This is a genomic window from Mucilaginibacter sp. GW821-FHT07G05 (assembly GCF_059418565.1).
The window spans coordinates 883,285-902,916 of sequence record NZ_JBWKQC010000001.1 but is presented as its reverse complement, the minus strand read 5'-3'; the positions used below and the strand labels follow the sequence as shown (position 1 = coordinate 902,916).

Here is a 19,632-nt window from a genome sequence, read left to right as displayed (position 1 = left end):
ACTTGTTATGGCTAAAATACTACTTGTTGAAGACGATTCCACTTTCTCTCAACTCCTTCAGGGGTTTTTAAGCAAATACGGCTATGAGGTTGACGATACCAATACCGTAAAAAATGCTACAGCTTTATTAAGTAAACATACCTACGATCTTTTCCTGCTCGATTACCGTTTACCTGATGGTAACGGCCTCGACCTCTTGCTGAATGCCCGTAAACAGGATATTCATGCGCCCGCCATTGTAATGACGAGTTTTAACGATGTACGTACCGCCGTAAAGGCCATGCGTTCGGGCGCGTTTGATTATATCACCAAGCCTGTTAACCCCGATGAATTGCTAATGGTGATCAAAAGCGCCTTAAAGGGTGAAGATGAAATCGATACCGAAGAAGAAACGGCAACAGGCGATTTTATACGCGGTACCAGCGACGAAGCAAAAAAACTGTACGATTATATTGACCTGGTTGCCCCTACAGAAATGGCGGTAGTAATACAGGGCGAAAGCGGTACGGGTAAAGAGCATGCCGCCAAATTTATACACCTGCAAAGCAAACGGGCGGGCAAACCTTTTATAGCGGTTGATTGCGGCGCGCTATCTAAAGATCTTGCAGCCAGCGAATTGTTCGGCCATGTAAAGGGCGCTTTTACCGGGGCCATTACCGATAAAAAAGGATTATTTGAAGCAGCCGAGGGCGGTACTTTATTTTTAGATGAGATAGGAAACTTAAGCTACGAAGTACAGGTAAAATTGCTGCGTGCCTTACAGGAACACGTGATACAGCCGCTTGGCAGTACCAAACAACTGAATACCAATATCAGGTTGATATCGGCTACTAATGAGGACCTGATCAATAGCGTAAGCAACGGCGATTTCAGGCAGGATCTGTATCACCGCATTAACGAGTTCAAAATAAATATGCCTGCCCTGCGCCAGCGCGGCAGCGACTTAACGCTCTTTATGAGCCACTTTATTAAGCGTGCCAATAAAGAACTTGATCGTAATGTACAAACGCTATCTGCCGAAGCCAGCGCTCTGCTGCATAATTACGACTGGCCGGGTAACCTGCGCGAATTAAAAAATGTGATTCGCCGCATGGTGCTTTTAACCCCGGGAACCGAAGCAGGGATTGAGTCGTTACCTGACGAAATGTTATTGTTCACTCATCAGCAGGCAAAAGCAAATGATACCGATCTGAAAGCTGTGAACGAAGCCAATGAGCGAACCCTGATACAGGAAACGCTGCAAAAGGTTAAGTTTAATAAATCAAAAGCGGCAAAAATGTTGAATATTGATCGTAAAACGCTGTACAGTAAAATGGAGCGCTACGGTTTAAAAGACGATTAAACTTCCATAGTTGCCGGATAGGCAGCATCTATATAATCAATCAGATCCTGCATTTCAGATAGGAGTGCCTGCAACTGCACACCGGCACTTACCGATAAAGCATCATCCATAAGCTGCTGCTCAACCCGCCTTAACGCAACCGACAAATCACGGGCGCCAATTTGCCCGGTGCGGCCAGCCATTCGGTGCACCAGTAAGGCTATCTTTTCGGTTTCAGTCTCATTTGCCAACGCGTCTTCCAGCTCTGCAATGTCGCTGCGGGTATCAGCCGTAAAACGATGCAGGATATTTGCCAGCTGCTTTTCATCGTTAAAGGTCATCCTTTTAAGCATGGTCATATCCAGGCCGGGGTTTGACGATGCTGCTTTACCGGCATCGGTATGTGTGGTATTGATTCCCAACACTTGCAAAATATCATGTTCAGAAAAAGGCTTGGTAAGTATCCCATCAAATCCGGCTGATAGTATAGCCGTTTGCTCCTGCGGCAAGGCCTGCGCGGTAAGCGCGTATATTTTAGTATCGGCAGGTACTTTCTTTTTCAGGGCCGCGCAAAGTTCCTTGCCATCTATGCCCGGCATGCGTATGTCGGCAAAAATAACACGTACCTCATCGTCCCATGTCGCGCTCAATAAATCGGTCGACGAGTTAAAACAAGTATGTGGTATCCCGTTCTTTTCTAACAATAATTCGCACAGGTCGAGTATCAAATGATCATCATCTACCACCCAAACTTTTGCAGGTTTTGTTGTTTTAAGCTGCGGATTAGCAGATGTTCCTGTTTTGCTAATTACCTCATTGGCAAGTGTAAAAGTAAGCAGAACAATAAATTCCGAGCCTTTACCCGATGTGCTTTCTACATTAATACTACCGCCTTGCAATTCAACCAGCTCTTTACAAATGGCAAGGCCGAGGCCGGTACCTTTATCCTGTCGCTGGCCGGGAGTTTCGGCTTGTTCAAATTCGTTGAATATGCGGTCGATATCGTTTGCCGAAAGGCCAACACCTGTATCTTTTACCCGGAAGGTATAATGCATGCCATTGCCGTTCTGCACATAAGATATTGTAAACAATACCTCGCCTTCCTCCGTGAATTTGATGGCGTTCCCTAATAAATTATACAGCACCTGCTTTAACCTGAACGGGTCGCCATTTACAAGGCTGTTAGTAGGCAGGTGATAATTACCGGTGAACTTAAGCGATTTATTTTCGGCAGGCAGTTTCATTACCGATTCTACCTCTTGCAGTAACCCGCGCATATCAAATACCTCATTGGTATAAGTAAACTTGCCCGATATGATGCGGTTATAATCCAGCACCTCGTTCACTATCTGCATTAAGTGTTTCGACGATTGGTAGATGGCCTCAATATGATGCTTGTTGCTTTGCTGCTGCAAGCGGGCCAGTTCGGCATAACCAAATATTGATTGCAGGGGAGTGCGAATCTCATGGCTCATGTTCGACAGGAAACGCTGCTTTGCACGGCTATGGTATTCGGCTTCGTCACGCGCTTCTTCCAGTTCTTTACGGTAACGGGTGCTTCGTGTAATATCAGTTAGTATCAGATACAATAATATTACGGTAAGCACCACAAAACCCAGCGTAATAAAGCCGGTTTTTTTAATGCTGCCGGTTACAATGGCTTGCGCCTGTTTGTTGTTGTAAGTTGTTTGTGCAATTACCTCGTGCTCAACCTGTTTCAGGATAGATTGTATCTGGCTGATGAGCTCATTGTTAGCATTGATCAGGATATTTTCGCGGCTAATAAATTGCGCGCTCTTTTTGCGCTGCATTTTTTCGAGCTGCTCTACGGCATTACCCATGCTTTGCAAAATACTATCCTTAATGGCCTGGGCAGTGGTGTCGCGCTCAATATTCAGTTCCTGCTCAACAACCTTGTAGGTTTTTGCCTCCTCGGGTTTCTTCTTCCCAAACAGTTTACCAAAAAAACTGCGGGTATCTTTCTGCGCTTCGCCTTCGGGAGTGAGTATAGTGGTCGATGTTTTCTTTTCGGTACTGATCACCCCGCTATCGGCCTGCAAAGCATTCTGATCGAGCAGGTCGTTTAATGATTGCACTTGTGCTGTGAAAAGCCGGTCGTTCATCATAGTTTCACGCACCTTTATGTAACGTACAAAAAGCCTGTCGCGTTCGGATAGAAGCTTCTTAAGCTTATTAAGCCGTGCCGATTGCTCATCCTTATGAGTATACTGGCTTTGTAAGGTATCAATCAGGCGGTTTATGCGCTTGGTTTCGCTGAAAAAACCACCGGTATTGTGCTTGTTGCTAGCCAGCCGTGCTTTTTGGGTTTGATCGAGCTGACCTATTTTTACCGATAACTCATTCACCAAACGCAGCCTGTTATTAGGTTCAGATATATTATCAACGGCTACCATCATTTGTTGAAAGGCGATTTTGCTGATACCCCACGCCGTTAACAACGCGAAGCAGGCCAGCAAAAATATAATGATGATCTTTCCTTTAATAAATGGCCGTGTATAATGATGCTTTTCCCGGGTCATGATATCAACTTTAACGCCGCCTTATGTGTTTTTATTTCCGGCAGGGCGTTTATCGAGCAAAATGGTGAAGCTAAAACCGGTATTTACTGATTTTGTTTGCGCAGCCATTGTTTGAAGCCTCAAAACATATCAACAGCCTATAAAAAATGTGGAAAAAATTTTATCAAATAAACATAATAGCTCTACTATGTTGAAAAGGTTTTATGTAAATTTATTTCTACTGTCTGTCAGTAAGTTATAAACCAATTTTAAATCCTATCGTATGAACCTAAACAAACTTGACCAGGATATTAATGCCTTTTCTGTAGCCCCGAATTTGGACGGCTTATTACAGAATTTCGACGTAAAACGCGATGCCGAATACGATGAAACAATGGATCTCGCTGAAGATGCCGTGCAGTTTTGGAAACGCCAGTTAATTTCGGGCATACCGAGAATAGCCATGCCTGTTGATTTTCCGCGATCTTCAGTCGGGGCGTGTAAAACGGCGCACGTTTCTTTTGTAATAAGCTATCCGCTTAGCGAAACGCTCAGGCAAATGAACGAGCGTTTGGGCACTAACACTTATTCAACTCTATTAACGGTTTATAACGTTCTTTTATACAGGTATACCGGCCAAACCGAAATGCTTATCGGTTTACCGGCTATTGAGTACAGGGTTGATGAAGAAGGGGCTATCAACGATACTCATCATAACACAAAAGTTTTTCATATTCAATTTCAGGATGATATTAATTTTATTGAATTACTTACAAAGGTTAATGAGGTAACTTCTGAATACGCCCGCCACCCTGATGTATCTTACGAGTTGTTACAGGAGGCTTTAGGTAATCAGGCCGAAAGCAGGCAGGAGAGTTTATATAACCTTATATACTCGTACAGAAATACATTGATTGGCAGCAGGGAAATTGAAGACTGGACAGCCAATGTGAGCATTCCGGAAAATGCCCGGCACGGGATAGACCTGGCCTTGTATGTAGAAGACACCGGCAGCCAGGTTAATATCACCTTAACTTATAATTCAGAATTGTTTGAAGCCGAAACCATACAGCGTTTTGCCAAACATTATGAGGCGTTGTTAGAGGCAGCTACGTTAAACCCGTCGGCTGCCATTGCCACGTTGCCGATGCTAAGCGAGACCGAATTTCAACAGCTGACATCAGGGTGGAATACTTCGCACGTAAATTACCCTACTGATAAATGTATACATCGGTTATTTGAACAGCAAGCCGCTGAAGATCCGCAAGCTAAAGCGCTTGTATTTGAAAATGAGCATCTAACCTATGCCGAATTAAACGGGCGCGCGAATCAGGTGGCACATTACCTAATAGAAAAAGGCGTAAAACCGGGCATATTCGTGCCGCTTTGCATGCATCCCTCTATAGAAATGTTTGTCGCTATTCTGGGGATACTGAAAGCAGGCGGCGCATATGTACCTGTCGATCCTGATTACCCGGCCGACAGGATAGCTTACTTATTGGAAGATACCAATGCCCAACTGGTTATTTGTAGCCATAAAAGTAAAGCCGCTTTGATGGAATTTAAAGCAGTCGATATTTTAGTGTTAGACGATGACGAACTGAAGCTTGATGGTTACTCAACCAACAATCTGACTGATGTCGTGGTCGCATCAAATGATCTTGCTTACGTTATTTACACATCGGGCACTACAGGCAGGCCCAAAGGAGTGATGATTGAGCATTGTGCTTTAATTGACCATTGTTACGGCGTTATTGAAAGTGCAGGATTGAAAAGCTGTAAATCTTTCGCGTTGTTTTCGCCACTGGTATTTGATGCCGGGCATTCTATAATACATTCCTGCTTTTCGATGGGAGCGTGCCTGCATGTGCTACCAAAGGCCTTAATTATGGATAGCGAGCGGGTTGTCGCTTATTTGAACGATAATGAGATCGATGGCATTAAGATAGTCCCTTCCTTATGGCTTTCCTACGCAGGGCTTCAAAAAATAGCACTGGCAAAAAAGGTAATGATCTTCGGCGGCGAAGCCTTTGCTTTGAGCGTATTGAATCATCTGCGCAATGTAAATTACCGTGGCGCTGTTTATAACCATTACGGGCCAACCGAAGTTACCATCGGGAAAACTATTCATAGGGTAGATCTCAATGCCGATTATCAAACCGTGCCGATTGGCAAGCCGTTTTCAAATACGCAAGTCTATATCCTGGATGATAGCCTGCAACCCGTGCCTGTTGGTATAACAGGTGAACTCTACATAGCAGGCGACGGCCTTGCACGCGGCTATTTAAACCGCCCCGATCTTACTGCCGAAAAGTTTATAGCTAATCCATTTGCCTATCTGCCAACCGACCGGATGTACAAAACCGGAGATAAGGTAAGATGGCTGCCCGATGGCAATATTGAGTATTTGGGTAGGGTAGATGAGCAAATAAAAATAGATGGTCACCGTATTGAGCCCGGCGAAATAGAAGGTGTGTTATTGCAAAGCGGTATGGTTAGCCACGCAGTAGTGCTCGCCTTACCCTGTAGCAAGGGCAATAGTTGCCTGGTGCAATATATTGTCCCTAATAGTTCCTATAATAAAGATAACCTTTCACAATTTTTAAAACAGAAACTTCCCGCCTACATGGTGCCCTGCACCGGTATAGAGTTGGAAAACCTACCATTGACAAGGCATGGTAAGATCGACAAAAAGCAACTGGCAGGTTTAGCAGATTTTTCAAGGAAGTTTGCTGCCCCGGTAACATCTACCGAAGTAAAATTAGCCGAAATATGGGAGAGCGTATTAAATACAGGTAAGATCGGCATTCACGATAATTTTTTCGAAATAGGTGGCAATTCACTCCTTGCCGCCATGATCTTTGTAAAGATAAAAGATACTTTCCGACGGAACTTCCCACTCTCAGCCATATTTACCGCGCCTACCATACATCTGCTGGCTACAGTACTTGATGAGCCGGTGAAGGCCTTTTCCGGTTCAAAATCATTGATCCCTATTCAGCCGCATGGTAATAAAACACCATTGTTTTGCGTACATGCGGGGCATGGCCATGTTTTGTTTTACGGTAACCTCGCGCTGCATTTAGATAGTGATCAGCCTGTTTACGGTATACAGGCCAAAGGGATTGACGGTACCGACCTGCCATTTAACAACATGGAAGCCATGGCCGCCTATTATATTGAGGAAATCCGTAAAGTACAGCCCGAAGGTCCTTATTACCTGGCGGGATATTGCTTAGGTGCCATGATCACTTTTGAGATGGCGCAGCAGCTGCAACAGCAAGGGCAGGAGGTAGCGCTGTTGGCAAACTTTAATGGTATTTCACCTTACTACCGTCGCCCGGCACCTGCTTCGGTAACCAATGAAAATAAACCACAGCCAAGCCGGTTGGATAAAATATCCCGGCACCTTAATAATATTAAAGAACTAAGCTGGAAAGGAAAGTTCGATTATATAGCTACAAAATTTTGGGTACAGGCCAAAAGTAAATTGATGGGGCCGGTATTTGTGGTAAACTATAAGGTTTCGGGGGCCCTGTTTAAGTTGTATTTAAATACTAAACACAAAGCACCAGATATACTGGCACGAAAATACACCGGTAACTCACTCTACATATTACAGTGTAGCTATCGCCCAAAAACTTATAATGGTAAAATGGTAGTATTCAGATCGCCGGATATTTACACAGTGCCACATTTGGGATGGAAAGCGCTTATTACTAATGGTGTAAAAGCAATAAGTATACCCGGCGAGCACGAAAGCAGGAGGGATATATTGAATGAACCTTATGTACAACACCTGGCTAAAGAACTGGAAAGGTTTTTACCGGCATAGATTAATAACTTACGTAATTGGGTAATAATAATTATTTATGGTTTGATATCTGATAAATAGATTTTAGCTATTCTGTATAGAATTAAATGATTGTGATTGTTATAACCAATGTCATAATTTTATATCGTAATACAACCAACAGGTACAATAAGTGTTCAATTTATAAACTTATAACTAACTATGGAAAACCAATCGAATGACATCAGTAAATGCCCGTTTCATAACGGCAGTATGAAACATAACACAGGCGGTGGCGGTACCCGTAACCACAACTGGTGGCCCAATCAGCTAAAGTTGAATATCCTGCGTCAGCACTCTTCCTTATCCAATCCAATGGATGGCGATTTTAATTATGCCGAAGCATTTAAAAGTCTTGACCTGGAAGCGGTAAAAGCAGACCTGCACGCGTTAATGACTGACTCGCAGGATTGGTGGCCGGCAGATTTTGGGCATTATGGTGGCTTGTTCATCCGTATGGCATGGCATAGCGCGGGTACTTACCGCGTTGGCGATGGTCGTGGCGGTGCAGGTGCAGGTTTGCAGCGTTTCGCTCCGTTAAATAGCTGGCCCGATAACGTAAGTTTGGATAAGGCACGCAGGTTGCTTTGGCCTATCAAACAAAAATACGGTAAGAAAATTTCCTGGGCCGATCTGATGATCCTTACCGGCAATATCGCGCTGGAGTCAATGGGTTTTAAAACTTTCGGCTTTGCCGGTGGCCGCGAAGATGTGTGGGAAGCAGATGAATCTGTGTACTGGGGTTCAGAAACAACCTGGCTGGGTGGCGATTTGCGTTACGCGCATGGTTCGCCCGGTGTAAAAGAGGGGCATGGCGTACTGGTATCTGACGATGATGCCGATGGCGACGTTCATTCACGCAACCTTGAAAAACCGCTTGCTGCTGTGCAAATGGGCTTGATCTATGTAAACCCCGAAGGCCCGGATGGTAACCCAGATCCTGTTGCGGCAGCTAAAGATATTCGTGATACTTTCGGCCGCATGGCCATGAACGATGAAGAAACGGTTGCATTGATAGCCGGTGGCCACAGTTTTGGCAAAACCCATGGCGCGGCTTCGGCCGATCATGTGGGCAAGGAACCTGAAGCCACAGATGTGGAACTGCAAGGTTTCGGCTGGAGCAACAGCTATGGTTCGGGCAAGGGTGCCGATACCATTACCAGCGGACTGGAAGTGATATGGACAAAAACGCCTACACAATGGAGCAATAACTTTTTTGAAAACCTGTTTGGTTTTGAGTGGCAGTTAACCAAAAGCCCGGCCGGCGCGCACCAATGGGTGGCTAAAGATGCGGAAGCTTTTATTCCGGATGCTTATGATAGCACCAAAAAGCACCTGCCAACCATGCTGACTACCGATCTTGCTTTGAGGTTCGATCCATCGTACGAAAAAATATCAAGGCGCTTTCTCGAAAATTCCGACGCTTTTGCAGATGCCTTCGCGCGTGCGTGGTTCAAATTAACCCACCGTGATATGGGTCCGCGCGCACGTTACCTGGGCCCTGATGTTCCGCAGGAAGTATTGCTTTGGCAAGATCCTATCCCGGCGGTTGATCACGCGCTTGTAACTGATAATGATGTTGCGGCACTAAAAGCGAAAGTATTGGAATCGGGCTTAAGTGTGCCTGAACTGGTTTCAACGGCATGGGCTTCGGCTTCATCTTTCCGTGGTACTGATAAGCGAGGTGGTGCCAATGGTGCGCGTATCCGCCTTGCTCCGCAAAGGTACTGGCAGGTAAATAATCCATCGCAATTACAAAAAGTACTGGGTGTGTTGGAAGGCATTCAGAAAGAGTTTAACGCGGCGCAAGCTGACGGTAAAAAGGTTTCGTTAGCCGATTTGATCGTGTTGGCGGGCAGCGCGGCGGTTGAAAAGGCCGCTAAAGAAGCCGGACAAGAAACAACTGTTCCATTTACACCGGGCCGTATGGATGCTTCGCAGGAAGAAACCGATGTAGAATCATTCGGTTACCTTGAACCTGCTGCCGATGGTTTCCGTAATTACCGCAAATCTAAATTCCCGGTATCTACCGAAGAGTTACTGGTAGATAAGGCCCATTTGCTCACGCTTACAGCGCCGGAGTTAACCGTGCTATTAGGTGGTCTGCGCGTGTTGGATACCAATTATGATGGTTCAAAACATGGCGTTTTTACTTCCAATCCGGGTGTGCTTAGTAACGATTTCTTTGTAAACCTTTTAGATATGCGCACAGCGTGGAAAGCCACATCTGCGGATAAAGAAGTTTACGAAGGCAGCGACCGCATCACCGGCGAAGTAAAATGGACGGCTACCCGTGCAGATCTGGCATTGGGCTCTAATTCAGAACTAAGAGCGGTTGCCGAAGTTTACGGAAGCAGCGATGCGCTGGGTAAGTTTGTAAAGGACTTTGTAGCAACCTGGACTAAAGTGATGAATCTGGACAGGTTTGATTAAGCAGGAGAGGGGCTTTACTAACCCTATTTACATATATTGAGTTATATATAACTCAGTAACATTAAAAAGGCACCGTATTTTTCGGTGCCTTTTTAATTGGGAGTGACTTCGCCCAGCAAAAATGTAATAAATGCGAACGTGCTGTTCATAACCGAACACTAAGTCTGTTTGTAAATATTTGATTGTTAATAGTTTAATTAGTGGCATAAAATATGTCGAAAATGTATGATAACACACTGACCGGGCATTTATCCGACTAACCTGACTTAAACAATACCATGAATATAACTGACTTCAAGATAGCGCTGCGTACTTTTCTGAATGGTAAATGGTATAATCTTTTAAATATTACGGGCTTAGCCCTTGGCTTGGCCGCGTTTATTTTTGTTACGCTGTATGTTGATAATGAAACCGGTTACGACCAATGGAATAAAAATGCCGACCGTGTTTTTTTAGTAGAACGCGAAATGCCAAACGGGCCATCGCCGTATACGCCGGGTCTTTTGGCGGCGGAAATAAAAAACCAGTGCCCGGAGGTTGAAGAAACAGGCAGAACCAATACCGCCTTATTCCAGATCCCGTTCTATACCTCGTCGGGGAGGTTCATGATCAAAAAATGGCTTGGAGCCGATTATTCCATCGCTAAAATACTGGGCGTGAAACCTAAGGGGTTTAACCTTGATGCCAATAATCCCACACCAACAGTTCTGTTATCGAAAAAGACAGCCGCCGCGCTCTTTCCGGGTGATAAGGCTATTCAAAATAAAATGGTGAACATGATGTCCAAATCGGGTATGCCGATGCCTGTTGCGGGGGTAACCGAAGATGTACCCGGCAATACCAATCTTAATTACGACTGCATCGGTTTCGCGCAGGATATTACCCAGGGGAAAGATCAAAGCTATGCCACACAGATTTACCAAACTTATTTACTGGTAAAGCCTAACACGGATATTGTCCTGCTTTCAAAAAAAATCGACAAAATATACAAAACCGCCGCCATGGCCGATACCAGCCAGGTAGCCCGTGAAGCATTAAGTCGCCCCGGAGCTGCTATCTATTTGGATCCCTTAAAAAACCTGCACCTAAAACCACATTATGGCTCGCATGTGAACAACCAAATTGTAAACGGACTTATCATACTGGCCATTGTTATATTGATTGTAACCGGTGTTAATTTCACTAATCTGTATATATCACAGGCTTACAAACGCTCGAAAGAAGTGGGCATAAAAAAGGTTAATGGTATTATAAAAAGACAAATAGCGTTTCAGTTTTTGTTAGAAATATTTATCCAGTGTATTATCGCCCTGGCGGTAGCTTTCGGCATAGTAATAATTGGTTTGCCTTACTTTAATGAGTTGCTGGCCGTAAACCTGCTGCTATCGGGCATTAATTATACGGTAATAGCCCAACTATTAGCCACATTGATAGCCCTTACATTGCTTGCGGGTGTTTACCCGGCCATGATTATGGCAGGCTTTAAACCTGCTGATGTGCTGCGAGGAAACCAGCTTACCAATGGCGGAAAGCTTTCCTGGGTACGCAGCGCCATAACGGTGCTTCAGTTCACATTCGCTATTGTTTTTATTATAACGCTGATTGTTATTAACCGCCAGGTTAAGTATATGAAAACCGAGGATACCGGTTTTACGGCCAAGCAGGTTGTGTACATTGATAATCTCGCGTTGTTTAACGATCCTAAAAAGTTTGAATCCGTACGTAACCGCATAAAAGCTATACCGGGTGTAAAGAATGTTACCGTTGCTTCCAACGTACCGGGAGGAATAGTCCCAGCATCGTTTGATTATGTTGTACAGAGCAAGGCGCTTGCTATGAATACCATTAGTGTTGATTATGAGTATTTTGAAACGCTGAATATCAGTGTAAAAGAAGGCCATATTTTTTCGGCTATTTTCCCGGCAGATTCTGTTAATGCTGTAATTAATGAAGCCGCCGCCAAGGTAATGGGATTGGCTCAGCCGCTTGGTAAAATGGTAAAAGGCCGTAACGGCGATTACCGGATTGTCGGGGTAATTAAAGATGTAAAGGCTTATGGCTTTGAAGAAAACATACAGCCAACTATTTATGTAATGAATGACAAGGGGGCGGCATCAAAAACACAAATAATGATAAGTGCCGAGAATAATACCATACCCGCGATGCTGAAAAGCCTGAACAGCCAATGGAGTGATATTAACAAACTCGACGGCGATAACTTCAATTATCATTTTTTGGATGAACTATACGGGCAACTTTTTGTAAAACAGGAGCAATTACAATCGGTACTTACCTGTTTTTCAATACTGGCTATCTCTATCGCTTCGTTAGGCTTTTTCGCTTCGGCGGCACATTCCATTCGTGTGCGGATGAAGGAAGTAGCAATAAGGAAAGTATTCGGTGCAACCGGCGAGCAACTAATGACCACCTTGAGCAAGCCTTTCTTTTACATTGTGCTTATTGCTAACGCAATAGCCTGGCCTATATCTTTACTTATCGCTAATAAATGGCTGGCAACCTTTGCCTACAGGGTGCATCTTTCTGTCAGCCCGTTTTTAATCGCGTTATTCATTTCAGTCGCCATAGTTTTTGTCACGGTTTGCTTGCAGGTGATAAGGGCAGTAAGGTTCAATCCGGCAATTAAATTGAAAATATAATAACAGAAAAAGCCGCCTGATCAATTACGACAGGCGGCTTTCGTTAACTATCCGGTTATATCAATAACCCGGGTTTTGTTTAAGATTTGGGTTGTTGGCCAGTTGATTCGACGGGATAGGATAAATTTCCTTATTCGGGTCGTTAGTAGCGGTATGATCCCACCAGGTACCTTTGGTGAATTTACCGAAGCGGATAATATCGGTACGGCGTTTACCTTCAAATATAAACTCGCGGCCACGTTCGGCCAGTAATTCGTCCATAGTAAGGGTGCTGGTAGTATAAGCGGCGTTAGTCCAGTCGGCATCGGTAAATGCCCTTTTGCGGCTTTCATTTATTAAGGCTACTGCTTCGGCAGTTGCCTGGCCACCATTTTTACGCATAATGGCTTCGGCTTTATCAAAATAGATCTCGGTTAAACGGTAGATCATAAATTGGTTTTCGCGATAATTAGGATCACTTAAACGACCGGTTTTGTACTTGTTGAAACGGGCGCCGCTGTTCTCTTCACCTTTTGTCATGCCGCCTTCGCTGGTAAGGTCGCCTTCGCTTTCACGTCTGATACTGTTTACATAGATGAAAGGTTTGCCGTTGTACTCCTCGGTACCTAAAATAGGTTGGGTAGTGCCGTATTTGTATTGCGGACCAAACAGGAACCATTCTTTTTTACGCAGATCGTTTTCGGCATAAGCGTTAAATGCAGGCGGAGTTACTACGTAGGCGTTGTTACCAACATAACCCACATCAAGTGCGGCACTCATGTTAGCAAAACCCATCAGGATGATCCAATCCCACACGAAACCACCTTTGTTACTGTAAGCGTACTGAAATAATGCTTCAGGAGCGGTGCGGTTGGTATTGGCAAATGTTTGCAACAGGTTAGGTGCAAGCTTTGGCGCGCCGCCTAAACCACCGGCAGTACCACCCATAATTTTATCGCATGCTGCAATACACTCGTCCCACATTGGGGTACCTGCCCATTTTTCGGCATTCAGGTACAAATCGGCCATCATAGCATAACCACCTGTTTGCCCAATACGGCCAATCAATGGCTCGGCATAAGGCTGCAATTGCGGTACAAAAGTTTCCAGTTCGCTTTTAATGAACGCGAACACCTCTTTACGGGGCGCGGTAGGCGGGTTCAACGGATCGGCTACCTTGGTAACGATCGGGATATTACCCCAAAGGTCAACCAGTTTCATATAATGGAAAGCCCTTAATACATGCAGTTCAGCCAATACAGATTTCACCTCTGCTTCGGTCATTCCTATCGACTGGTAGTTCAACTTTTCGATGTCGGCAATGGTAGCGTTGCAATAGCCTACGCCGGTCCACATGCCTGCCCATGCATTACGCATACGGCCTTCATTATCTGTCCAGCTGTGGTAATGCTGCCTGATGTGGTCACCGTTATCATAAGCGTGGCGGCCTTTTTGTGGCCACGCCAGTTGGTCTGATGATAGCTCGGCATGGTAGTAATACCCATCACCGCGAATAGGAGCGATCCAAGATTGCAAGTGCGTCATGGGACGTAACGCTGCCTGCATTACTTCTGTTTTACTTTTATAAAAGTTGTCTTTATACAAGTCGCTGTATACGGTTTCATCCAGTTTGGTACAAGCGCTTGTACTCAAAAGGGTGATCATGCCCAGTATATAACCTGTTTTTCTGATATGTAGTTTCATTATTGTTACTTGGAGAAAAATTATGCGTTAAAAATTAAAAACCGATGCTGAAACCGGCAGTCCATGAACGGGTACGCGGGTAAAAACCTCTCGAATCTACACCGGTATCAAAACCGGTATCCTGCAATTCCGGATCAAGGCCTTTGTAGCCTGTAACGGTAAGGATATTACGGCCGGTAACAAACAGGCGCATATTACGCAGGTACGATGATTTTAATTTGAAAGTATAGCCCAGCGTTACGTTATCAAGCTTTACGAAATCACCTTTTTCAATATAGTAATCTGAATATTGCGGATCATCGTTCAGCTGCGCATGTCTGCCGAAGGCGCTGTTGAAGATGTTATTAGGCAGGTATCTTTTGTTGCCAAAGAAGATCTCTTGCAGGTTAAGAATATCAAATCCGAATTTACCCCTCATTAAAATATTCAGATCGAAGTTTTTATAACGGAAAGTTTGGTTTAAGCCCATTACGTATTTAGGCACGCCGTTACCAATAATTCTTCTGTCGTTCTCGTTGATCTGCGAAGCAGGTGCTTTTGAACCATCGGCTTTGTAAAACAACCATTTACCATCGTCACTGAAACCGGCAAAACGTTTACCATAGAAGTTACCAACCTGTCCGCCTTCTTCCAAACGGATAGCCGGACCCATTGCCCCAGGGTTAGGAATATCAGCAAAGGTTAAAAAGGTTGCTTTAAATACGTCGTTTGATAATTTGGTCAGCTTATTGAACTGTGTATTGGCTGTGAGATCAATACTCCATTCAAAATCCTTCTTTTTAACAGCAACAGCACTTATCAATACCTCAATACCATGATTGTTTAACGTACCCACATTGGTGTATAAGCTATTTAACACATACGATGGCTGTTGCGCCGTGTAATTCAATAAAAGGTCGGTAGTTTTACGGCTGTATATATCAATAGCACCACTGATGCGGTTATCTAACAAAGCGTAATCCAAACCGAAGTTCCATTCTGCTTTTCTTTCCCAACGCAGATCGGGGTTAGGGTTACGTGCCGCGCCATAAGTTTGGTAATAAACACCGTTTTGCGGATACACACCGCCGGTGCTTAACGTAATTAACGATTGGTAGTTAGGAATACCCTGGTTACCGGTAATACCATAACCAACACGTAATTTCAAGCTGTTAATCGCTTTAATATCTTTCAGGAAACTCTCTTCGCTCACTGTCCAGCCTACTGATGCCGCCGGGAAATTACCCCATTTGTTGTTGGCGCCAAATCTTGATGAACCTTCGCGGCGTAAAATGAACTGTGCAAAATACCTGTCTTTAAAGGCATAGTTAACACGACCAAAGAAAGCGATAAGGGTGTTATCATCCTTAAAGCTGCCCATACCCGGCCTTGGCAATAGCGTATTGTTGATAGCGCTACCTGCACCTAAGTTCCAGTCAAGGAAACCATCGGTAGTAAAACCGTTGTTATTAACGTTAAAACGTTCGAAGGTGCTGTACTGATAACTGTAACCTGCCACACCGCTCACTACGTGATCGTTACCGATAACTCTTTTGTAGCTGATGGTTGGTTCAAAAGTTTTTGTCCACGATAATACGTTCTCTTTGCTGGCATAACCCATACCCATATAGCTGCTTTGCGGGCGCTGGTCGAAATCCTTCATCGAGCGGTAATAACGGTTGTTATAGTTATCGCGCAGATATGAACCAAACATCGAAATGTTCAGGTTTTTGATCAGTTCGAGGTTCAGCCTCGCATCTCCCGAGAAAGTTTGCTGCTGACGTTCGTCTATACGGTTGGCAAAACGGGCGATAGGGTTGTACCTGTCCTGCAATTCAAAAAAGGTACCGTCGGCATTTCTGATAGGTGCTGTAGGGTTCCAGGCAACGGCTTGTTCAAAATCGCCGCCACCGCCACCTAACAGGTTGGCTTTATTAAAGTTGGCAACAACGTTAACCTGCATGGTCAGTTTATCTTTAAGGCCTTTTTGATTGATGTTCAACCTGCCGCCAAATTGCTCCCTGCCATTGTTTTTGGCTATACCTTCAAAATCGTTATAGTAAAAAGAGGTTCTGTAGTTTGATTTATCAGAACCACCCGATGCAGCGAAGTTGTGGTATTGGCTCAGGTTGCCTTTATTGATCAGCTCGTTGTACATATCGGTAGATGCACCCAAGTCATTGGTTTGGGCTATTATACCGTCTGCTATTTTCTGTCTGAAGGTTTCTGCCGAAAGGAAATCGGGTTTCTTATCAACAAAATCACGCTGGAAATAGGTGTTGTAATCATATTTAGGCGCGCCCGCGGTACCTTTTTTAGTAGTTATCAAAATAACACCGGCGTTACCGCGTGTACCATATATAGCCGCTGCCGAACCATCTTTCAATACGTCGAACGATTCGATATCATCCTGCTGCAACAGATCGAGGTTACCACCTGGTATACCATCAATAACAATGAGTGGGGTAGAGGTACCTGTAAGTGAGGTTACACCCCTTAATTGAATAGATGTACCCGCGTTAGGGTTGTTACCTTGTGTTTTGATGATATTTAAACCCGCTACTTTACCTTGTATCAATTCCAGCGGTGAACGTGCCGAGCCTTTGTTAAAGTCTTCGGCCTTTACGGTTGCAATTGCCGATGTTACTTCCCTGCGGTTTTGGGTACCGTAACCAACTACAACCACCTCGTTCAGTTTGCCCATTTCGGCTTCAAGGGTGAAGTTTACTGTAGCGGTTCCGTTTTCTTCTACCAGAATATTTGCTTTGCGTTGGGTAGCGTACGATATATAGCTTACCTCAACCGTGTATGTGCCCGGCGCGATAGCGATGCTGAAAACACCTTGTGCATCGGTGCTAACGCTTTGGTTAAGCTCCACAATTTTTACGGTAGCGCCAATGAGTGTTTCGCCGGTATTATCAACAATACGTCCGGTGATGCGGCCCGGCGCAGGTAATGCCGCCAGAGTAATTACGCCCGCCTTTTCGTGAAAGGTGATGCGGTGGGGCATCAATAGCTCGGTTAATATTTGTTGTATGGATGTTTTTGTAAAATGTACGTCGCTCACTTTTATCTTATCTAAATTAAGATGATCGGTAAAAGCGAAGTCGATATTGTTTTTTTGCTGTATATCCTCAATCAGGTTATACAAACTGGTTTTATCGTAAGACAGGTCAATTCGCTTTTGAAGCAATTGCCCGCTTGATACTCCCGCCATCAGGAACTGGGAGGCTGCGATAATAGTTACGCCGACAAGCAATGTTATACGCATAAACTTCTGCAATAGCAGTTTTTTGTGTTTCATTTAAAATTTGTTTCATTCAAATAATATGCAGCCACCTGTTGCAGTAATGCATTGGCTTTCATAAATTTGAATTGTTAGTAATTAGATTGATATCATTTGCTAACCGGATAGTGTACAGCGACCAAACTATTACACTACCGGCAATTTTTACACCCTGGTAGCTGCTCTGTGCAGTAACCCGGGTGTTTGTGTTTAATAGATGATTACGCCATCCGGGCCCTCCTTTTTGTGCTTTTTGTTTAACATGGTGGTAATTATATCCAATACATCATCTTTGGTTTGCGAACTGCGCAGGGTGAGATTGTATTTGAATGATTTTACTTTTTCATCAGTACTGCTAAGCTTGATGCCGTACATGTTCAGCAGTTCTTGCTGCAATTCGTCAAAGCCGGCCCTTGCCAGTACGGTTTTTCCTTCGGTCCATGAGCTGGTACCGGTTATTTTTATATCTGTTATAGTAAACGCGCCTGTTTTTAAATTGTAGCTGAGCGCTTTGCCGGGCATCAACCGCGCTATAACGCGTGATGGGGTACTTACCTCCACCTTACCTGAATTAACCGATACTTTAATGTTATTAAGCTTTTTATAAGCCTTTACGTTAAAGGTTGTGCCAAGGTCTTTAATGCTGAGCTCTTCCACGCTGATAATGAACGGGCGCAGCGTATCGTGCTTTACGTCAAAATAGGCCTCACCTTTCAGTTGCAACCTGCGGCTCTTATTTCCATAATCTCCCTTAATGCGCAGGTTGGAATTGGCGTTGAGCCATACGGTGGTACTATCTTGCAGCGTTATCTTTTTTACCTGTTTGGCATCGGTATTAAAAGCAATATCCTCAAACGCGGTTTGCTTTGGTAAGGCAGACTGACGGCCTTGCATATAAATAAGTACCGCCAAAGTCGGCACTATAATTATGGCAGCGGCAGCCTGTAACCATGCCCGCCTGTACCATGGCCGTAATACCGGTACCGGTATTATTTTATGAAACAGCCTTAAGCGTGTGGCTTCAGCCTCATCATCGGTAAGGGTACCGGGTACTTTGCCGTTCTCATCAAACGAATTATACCAGGTATCTACAATGTAGCGTTCGGCCGGAGTGGCGGTATCGCTGTGGTATTTTTTTAGAAGTTTTTTAAATACTGAATGTTGCACTATTGTCCTTTTACACCAGCATAGTGCGGCAAAGGGCCTGATAGTACTTCAAGGAATTGTTTTGTTTGTGTTAACTTTTCATTAACAGGAGCAAAAGCACATAAAAAGATTTGTTGATGTCGGGGTGTTTTTCCATCATGATCACCTTTAAACGCCTCAGCGCCTCGGTGTTATTGTTTTTTACCGTTTGTTTTGACAGACCCAGCGCTTCGGCAATTTCAGCTACCGAAAAATTTTCTGCACGCAGGGTAAATATTTTTTTCATGTTTTCGGGGAACGATCGCACGGCTTCTTCAAGGGTAAGCTTTACATCTTCGGCTATCAGCACATCAAGTATGGTGCCTTCCATATCCTCCATACGGTGCAATAGGTGCTCAACAGCCTCCTGGTGCAGGCTCGCCGAACTGGCCAGTTTAATGATGTTGTATTTTAGCGCAGTATGCAGGTAGCCCTTTAACGTAGTGGTAATTTCAAGGCTGTGGCGACGTTGCCAAACGCTGGTAAAAATATCCTGAACTATATCTTCCGCTTCCGACTGATCTTTAAGCCGGTAATAAGCGCTTTCGTAAAGGTCTTTCCAATATTTGTTAAACAGATCCTCAAACGCGCCCGGCCGGTCAGTCTTCAGCCCCTCTAACAGCTCGGCTTCTGCAATGGGTAAAGCTGTCTCCATGTATCCAAATTTCGCGCAAAGATAAACAGTTAGCCCCTTACTGCCATGTTATATATATGTA

At 44.4% G+C, this 19,632-nt stretch carries 9 protein-coding genes; 4 read left to right on the top strand and 5 right to left on the bottom strand.

Going from position 1 to position 19,632, the window contains the following annotated elements; translation table 11 throughout:
* The first annotated feature begins 7 nt into the window (after positions 1-7).
* The gene (locus tag AC07NA_RS03695; protein ID WP_494895769.1) at positions 8-1,342 is read left to right on the top strand and encodes a sigma-54-dependent transcriptional regulator; all 1,335 of its coding nucleotides are present in this window, start codon (positions 8-10) and stop codon (positions 1,340-1,342) included.
* Here AC07NA_RS03695 and AC07NA_RS03690 read toward each other — a convergent pair.
* The gene (locus AC07NA_RS03690; protein ID WP_494895767.1) at positions 1,339-3,861 is read right to left on the bottom strand and encodes an ATP-binding protein; all 2,523 of its coding nucleotides are present in this window, start codon (positions 3,859-3,861) and stop codon (positions 1,339-1,341) included. The two genes, AC07NA_RS03695 and AC07NA_RS03690, sit on opposite strands and share 4 nt — an antisense overlap.
* A 262-nt stretch (positions 3,862-4,123) precedes the next feature.
* Between AC07NA_RS03690 and AC07NA_RS03685 the strand changes: the two genes are divergently transcribed.
* From AC07NA_RS03685 to AC07NA_RS03675, 3 genes are all read left to right on the top strand, one after another.
* The gene (locus AC07NA_RS03685; RefSeq protein WP_494895765.1) at positions 4,124-7,675 is read left to right on the top strand and encodes a non-ribosomal peptide synthetase; all 3,552 of its coding nucleotides are present in this window, start codon (positions 4,124-4,126) and stop codon (positions 7,673-7,675) included.
* Positions 7,676-7,855: 180 nt separating this feature from the next.
* Positions 7,856-10,126, top strand: a complete 2,271-nt coding sequence (katG, locus tag AC07NA_RS03680; RefSeq protein ID WP_494895763.1) for a catalase/peroxidase HPI — start codon at positions 7,856-7,858, stop codon at positions 10,124-10,126.
* Between the two features lie 278 nt (positions 10,127-10,404).
* On the top strand, positions 10,405-12,783 hold the full coding sequence (locus AC07NA_RS03675; RefSeq protein WP_494895762.1) for an ABC transporter permease: 2,379 nt from the start codon (positions 10,405-10,407) through the stop codon (positions 12,781-12,783).
* A 60-nt stretch (positions 12,784-12,843) separates the two neighbouring features.
* Here AC07NA_RS03675 and AC07NA_RS03670 read toward each other — a convergent pair whose 3' ends face one another.
* The 4 genes from AC07NA_RS03670 to AC07NA_RS03655 form a co-directional block, all read right to left on the bottom strand.
* On the bottom strand, positions 12,844-14,466 hold the full coding sequence (locus AC07NA_RS03670) for a RagB/SusD family nutrient uptake outer membrane protein (protein ID WP_494895760.1): 1,623 nt from the start codon (positions 14,464-14,466) through the stop codon (positions 12,844-12,846).
* A gap of 34 nt (positions 14,467-14,500) precedes the next feature.
* Positions 14,501-17,749: a SusC/RagA family TonB-linked outer membrane protein gene (locus AC07NA_RS03665; protein ID WP_494895759.1), complete on the bottom strand. Its 3,249-nt coding sequence runs from the start codon at positions 17,747-17,749 to the stop codon at positions 14,501-14,503.
* 192 nt (positions 17,750-17,941) lie between these two features.
* Positions 17,942-18,898 carry a FecR family protein gene (locus tag AC07NA_RS03660; RefSeq protein ID WP_494895758.1) on the bottom strand — a complete coding sequence of 319 codons (957 nt, stop codon included), beginning with the start codon at positions 18,896-18,898 and terminating at the stop codon, positions 17,942-17,944.
* Between the two features lie 70 nt (positions 18,899-18,968).
* On the bottom strand, positions 18,969-19,571 hold the full coding sequence (locus AC07NA_RS03655; RefSeq protein WP_494895757.1) for an RNA polymerase sigma factor: 603 nt from the start codon (positions 19,569-19,571) through the stop codon (positions 18,969-18,971).
* Positions 19,572-19,632: the final 61 nt, after the last annotated feature.

Bases quoted from the DNA above. Each gene is read 5' to 3' on its own strand.
- AC07NA_RS03655 (WP_494895757.1), bottom strand. From the start codon at position 19,571: ATGGAGACAGCTTTACCCATTGCAGAAGCCGAGCTGTTAGAGGGGCTG.
- AC07NA_RS03690 (WP_494895767.1), bottom strand. From the start codon at position 3,861: ATGACCCGGGAAAAGCATCATTATACACGGCCATTTATTAAAGGAAAG.
- AC07NA_RS03695 (WP_494895769.1), top strand. From the start codon at position 8: ATGGCTAAAATACTACTTGTTGAAGACGATTCCACTTTCTCTCAACTC.
- AC07NA_RS03675 (WP_494895762.1), top strand. From the start codon at position 10,405: ATGAATATAACTGACTTCAAGATAGCGCTGCGTACTTTTCTGAATGGT.
- AC07NA_RS03670 (WP_494895760.1), bottom strand. From the start codon at position 14,466: ATGAAACTACATATCAGAAAAACAGGTTATATACTGGGCATGATCACC.
- AC07NA_RS03685 (WP_494895765.1), top strand. From the start codon at position 4,124: ATGAACCTAAACAAACTTGACCAGGATATTAATGCCTTTTCTGTAGCC.
- AC07NA_RS03665 (WP_494895759.1), bottom strand. From the start codon at position 17,749: ATGAAACACAAAAAACTGCTATTGCAGAAGTTTATGCGTATAACATTG.
- katG (WP_494895763.1), top strand. From the start codon at position 7,856: ATGGAAAACCAATCGAATGACATCAGTAAATGCCCGTTTCATAACGGC.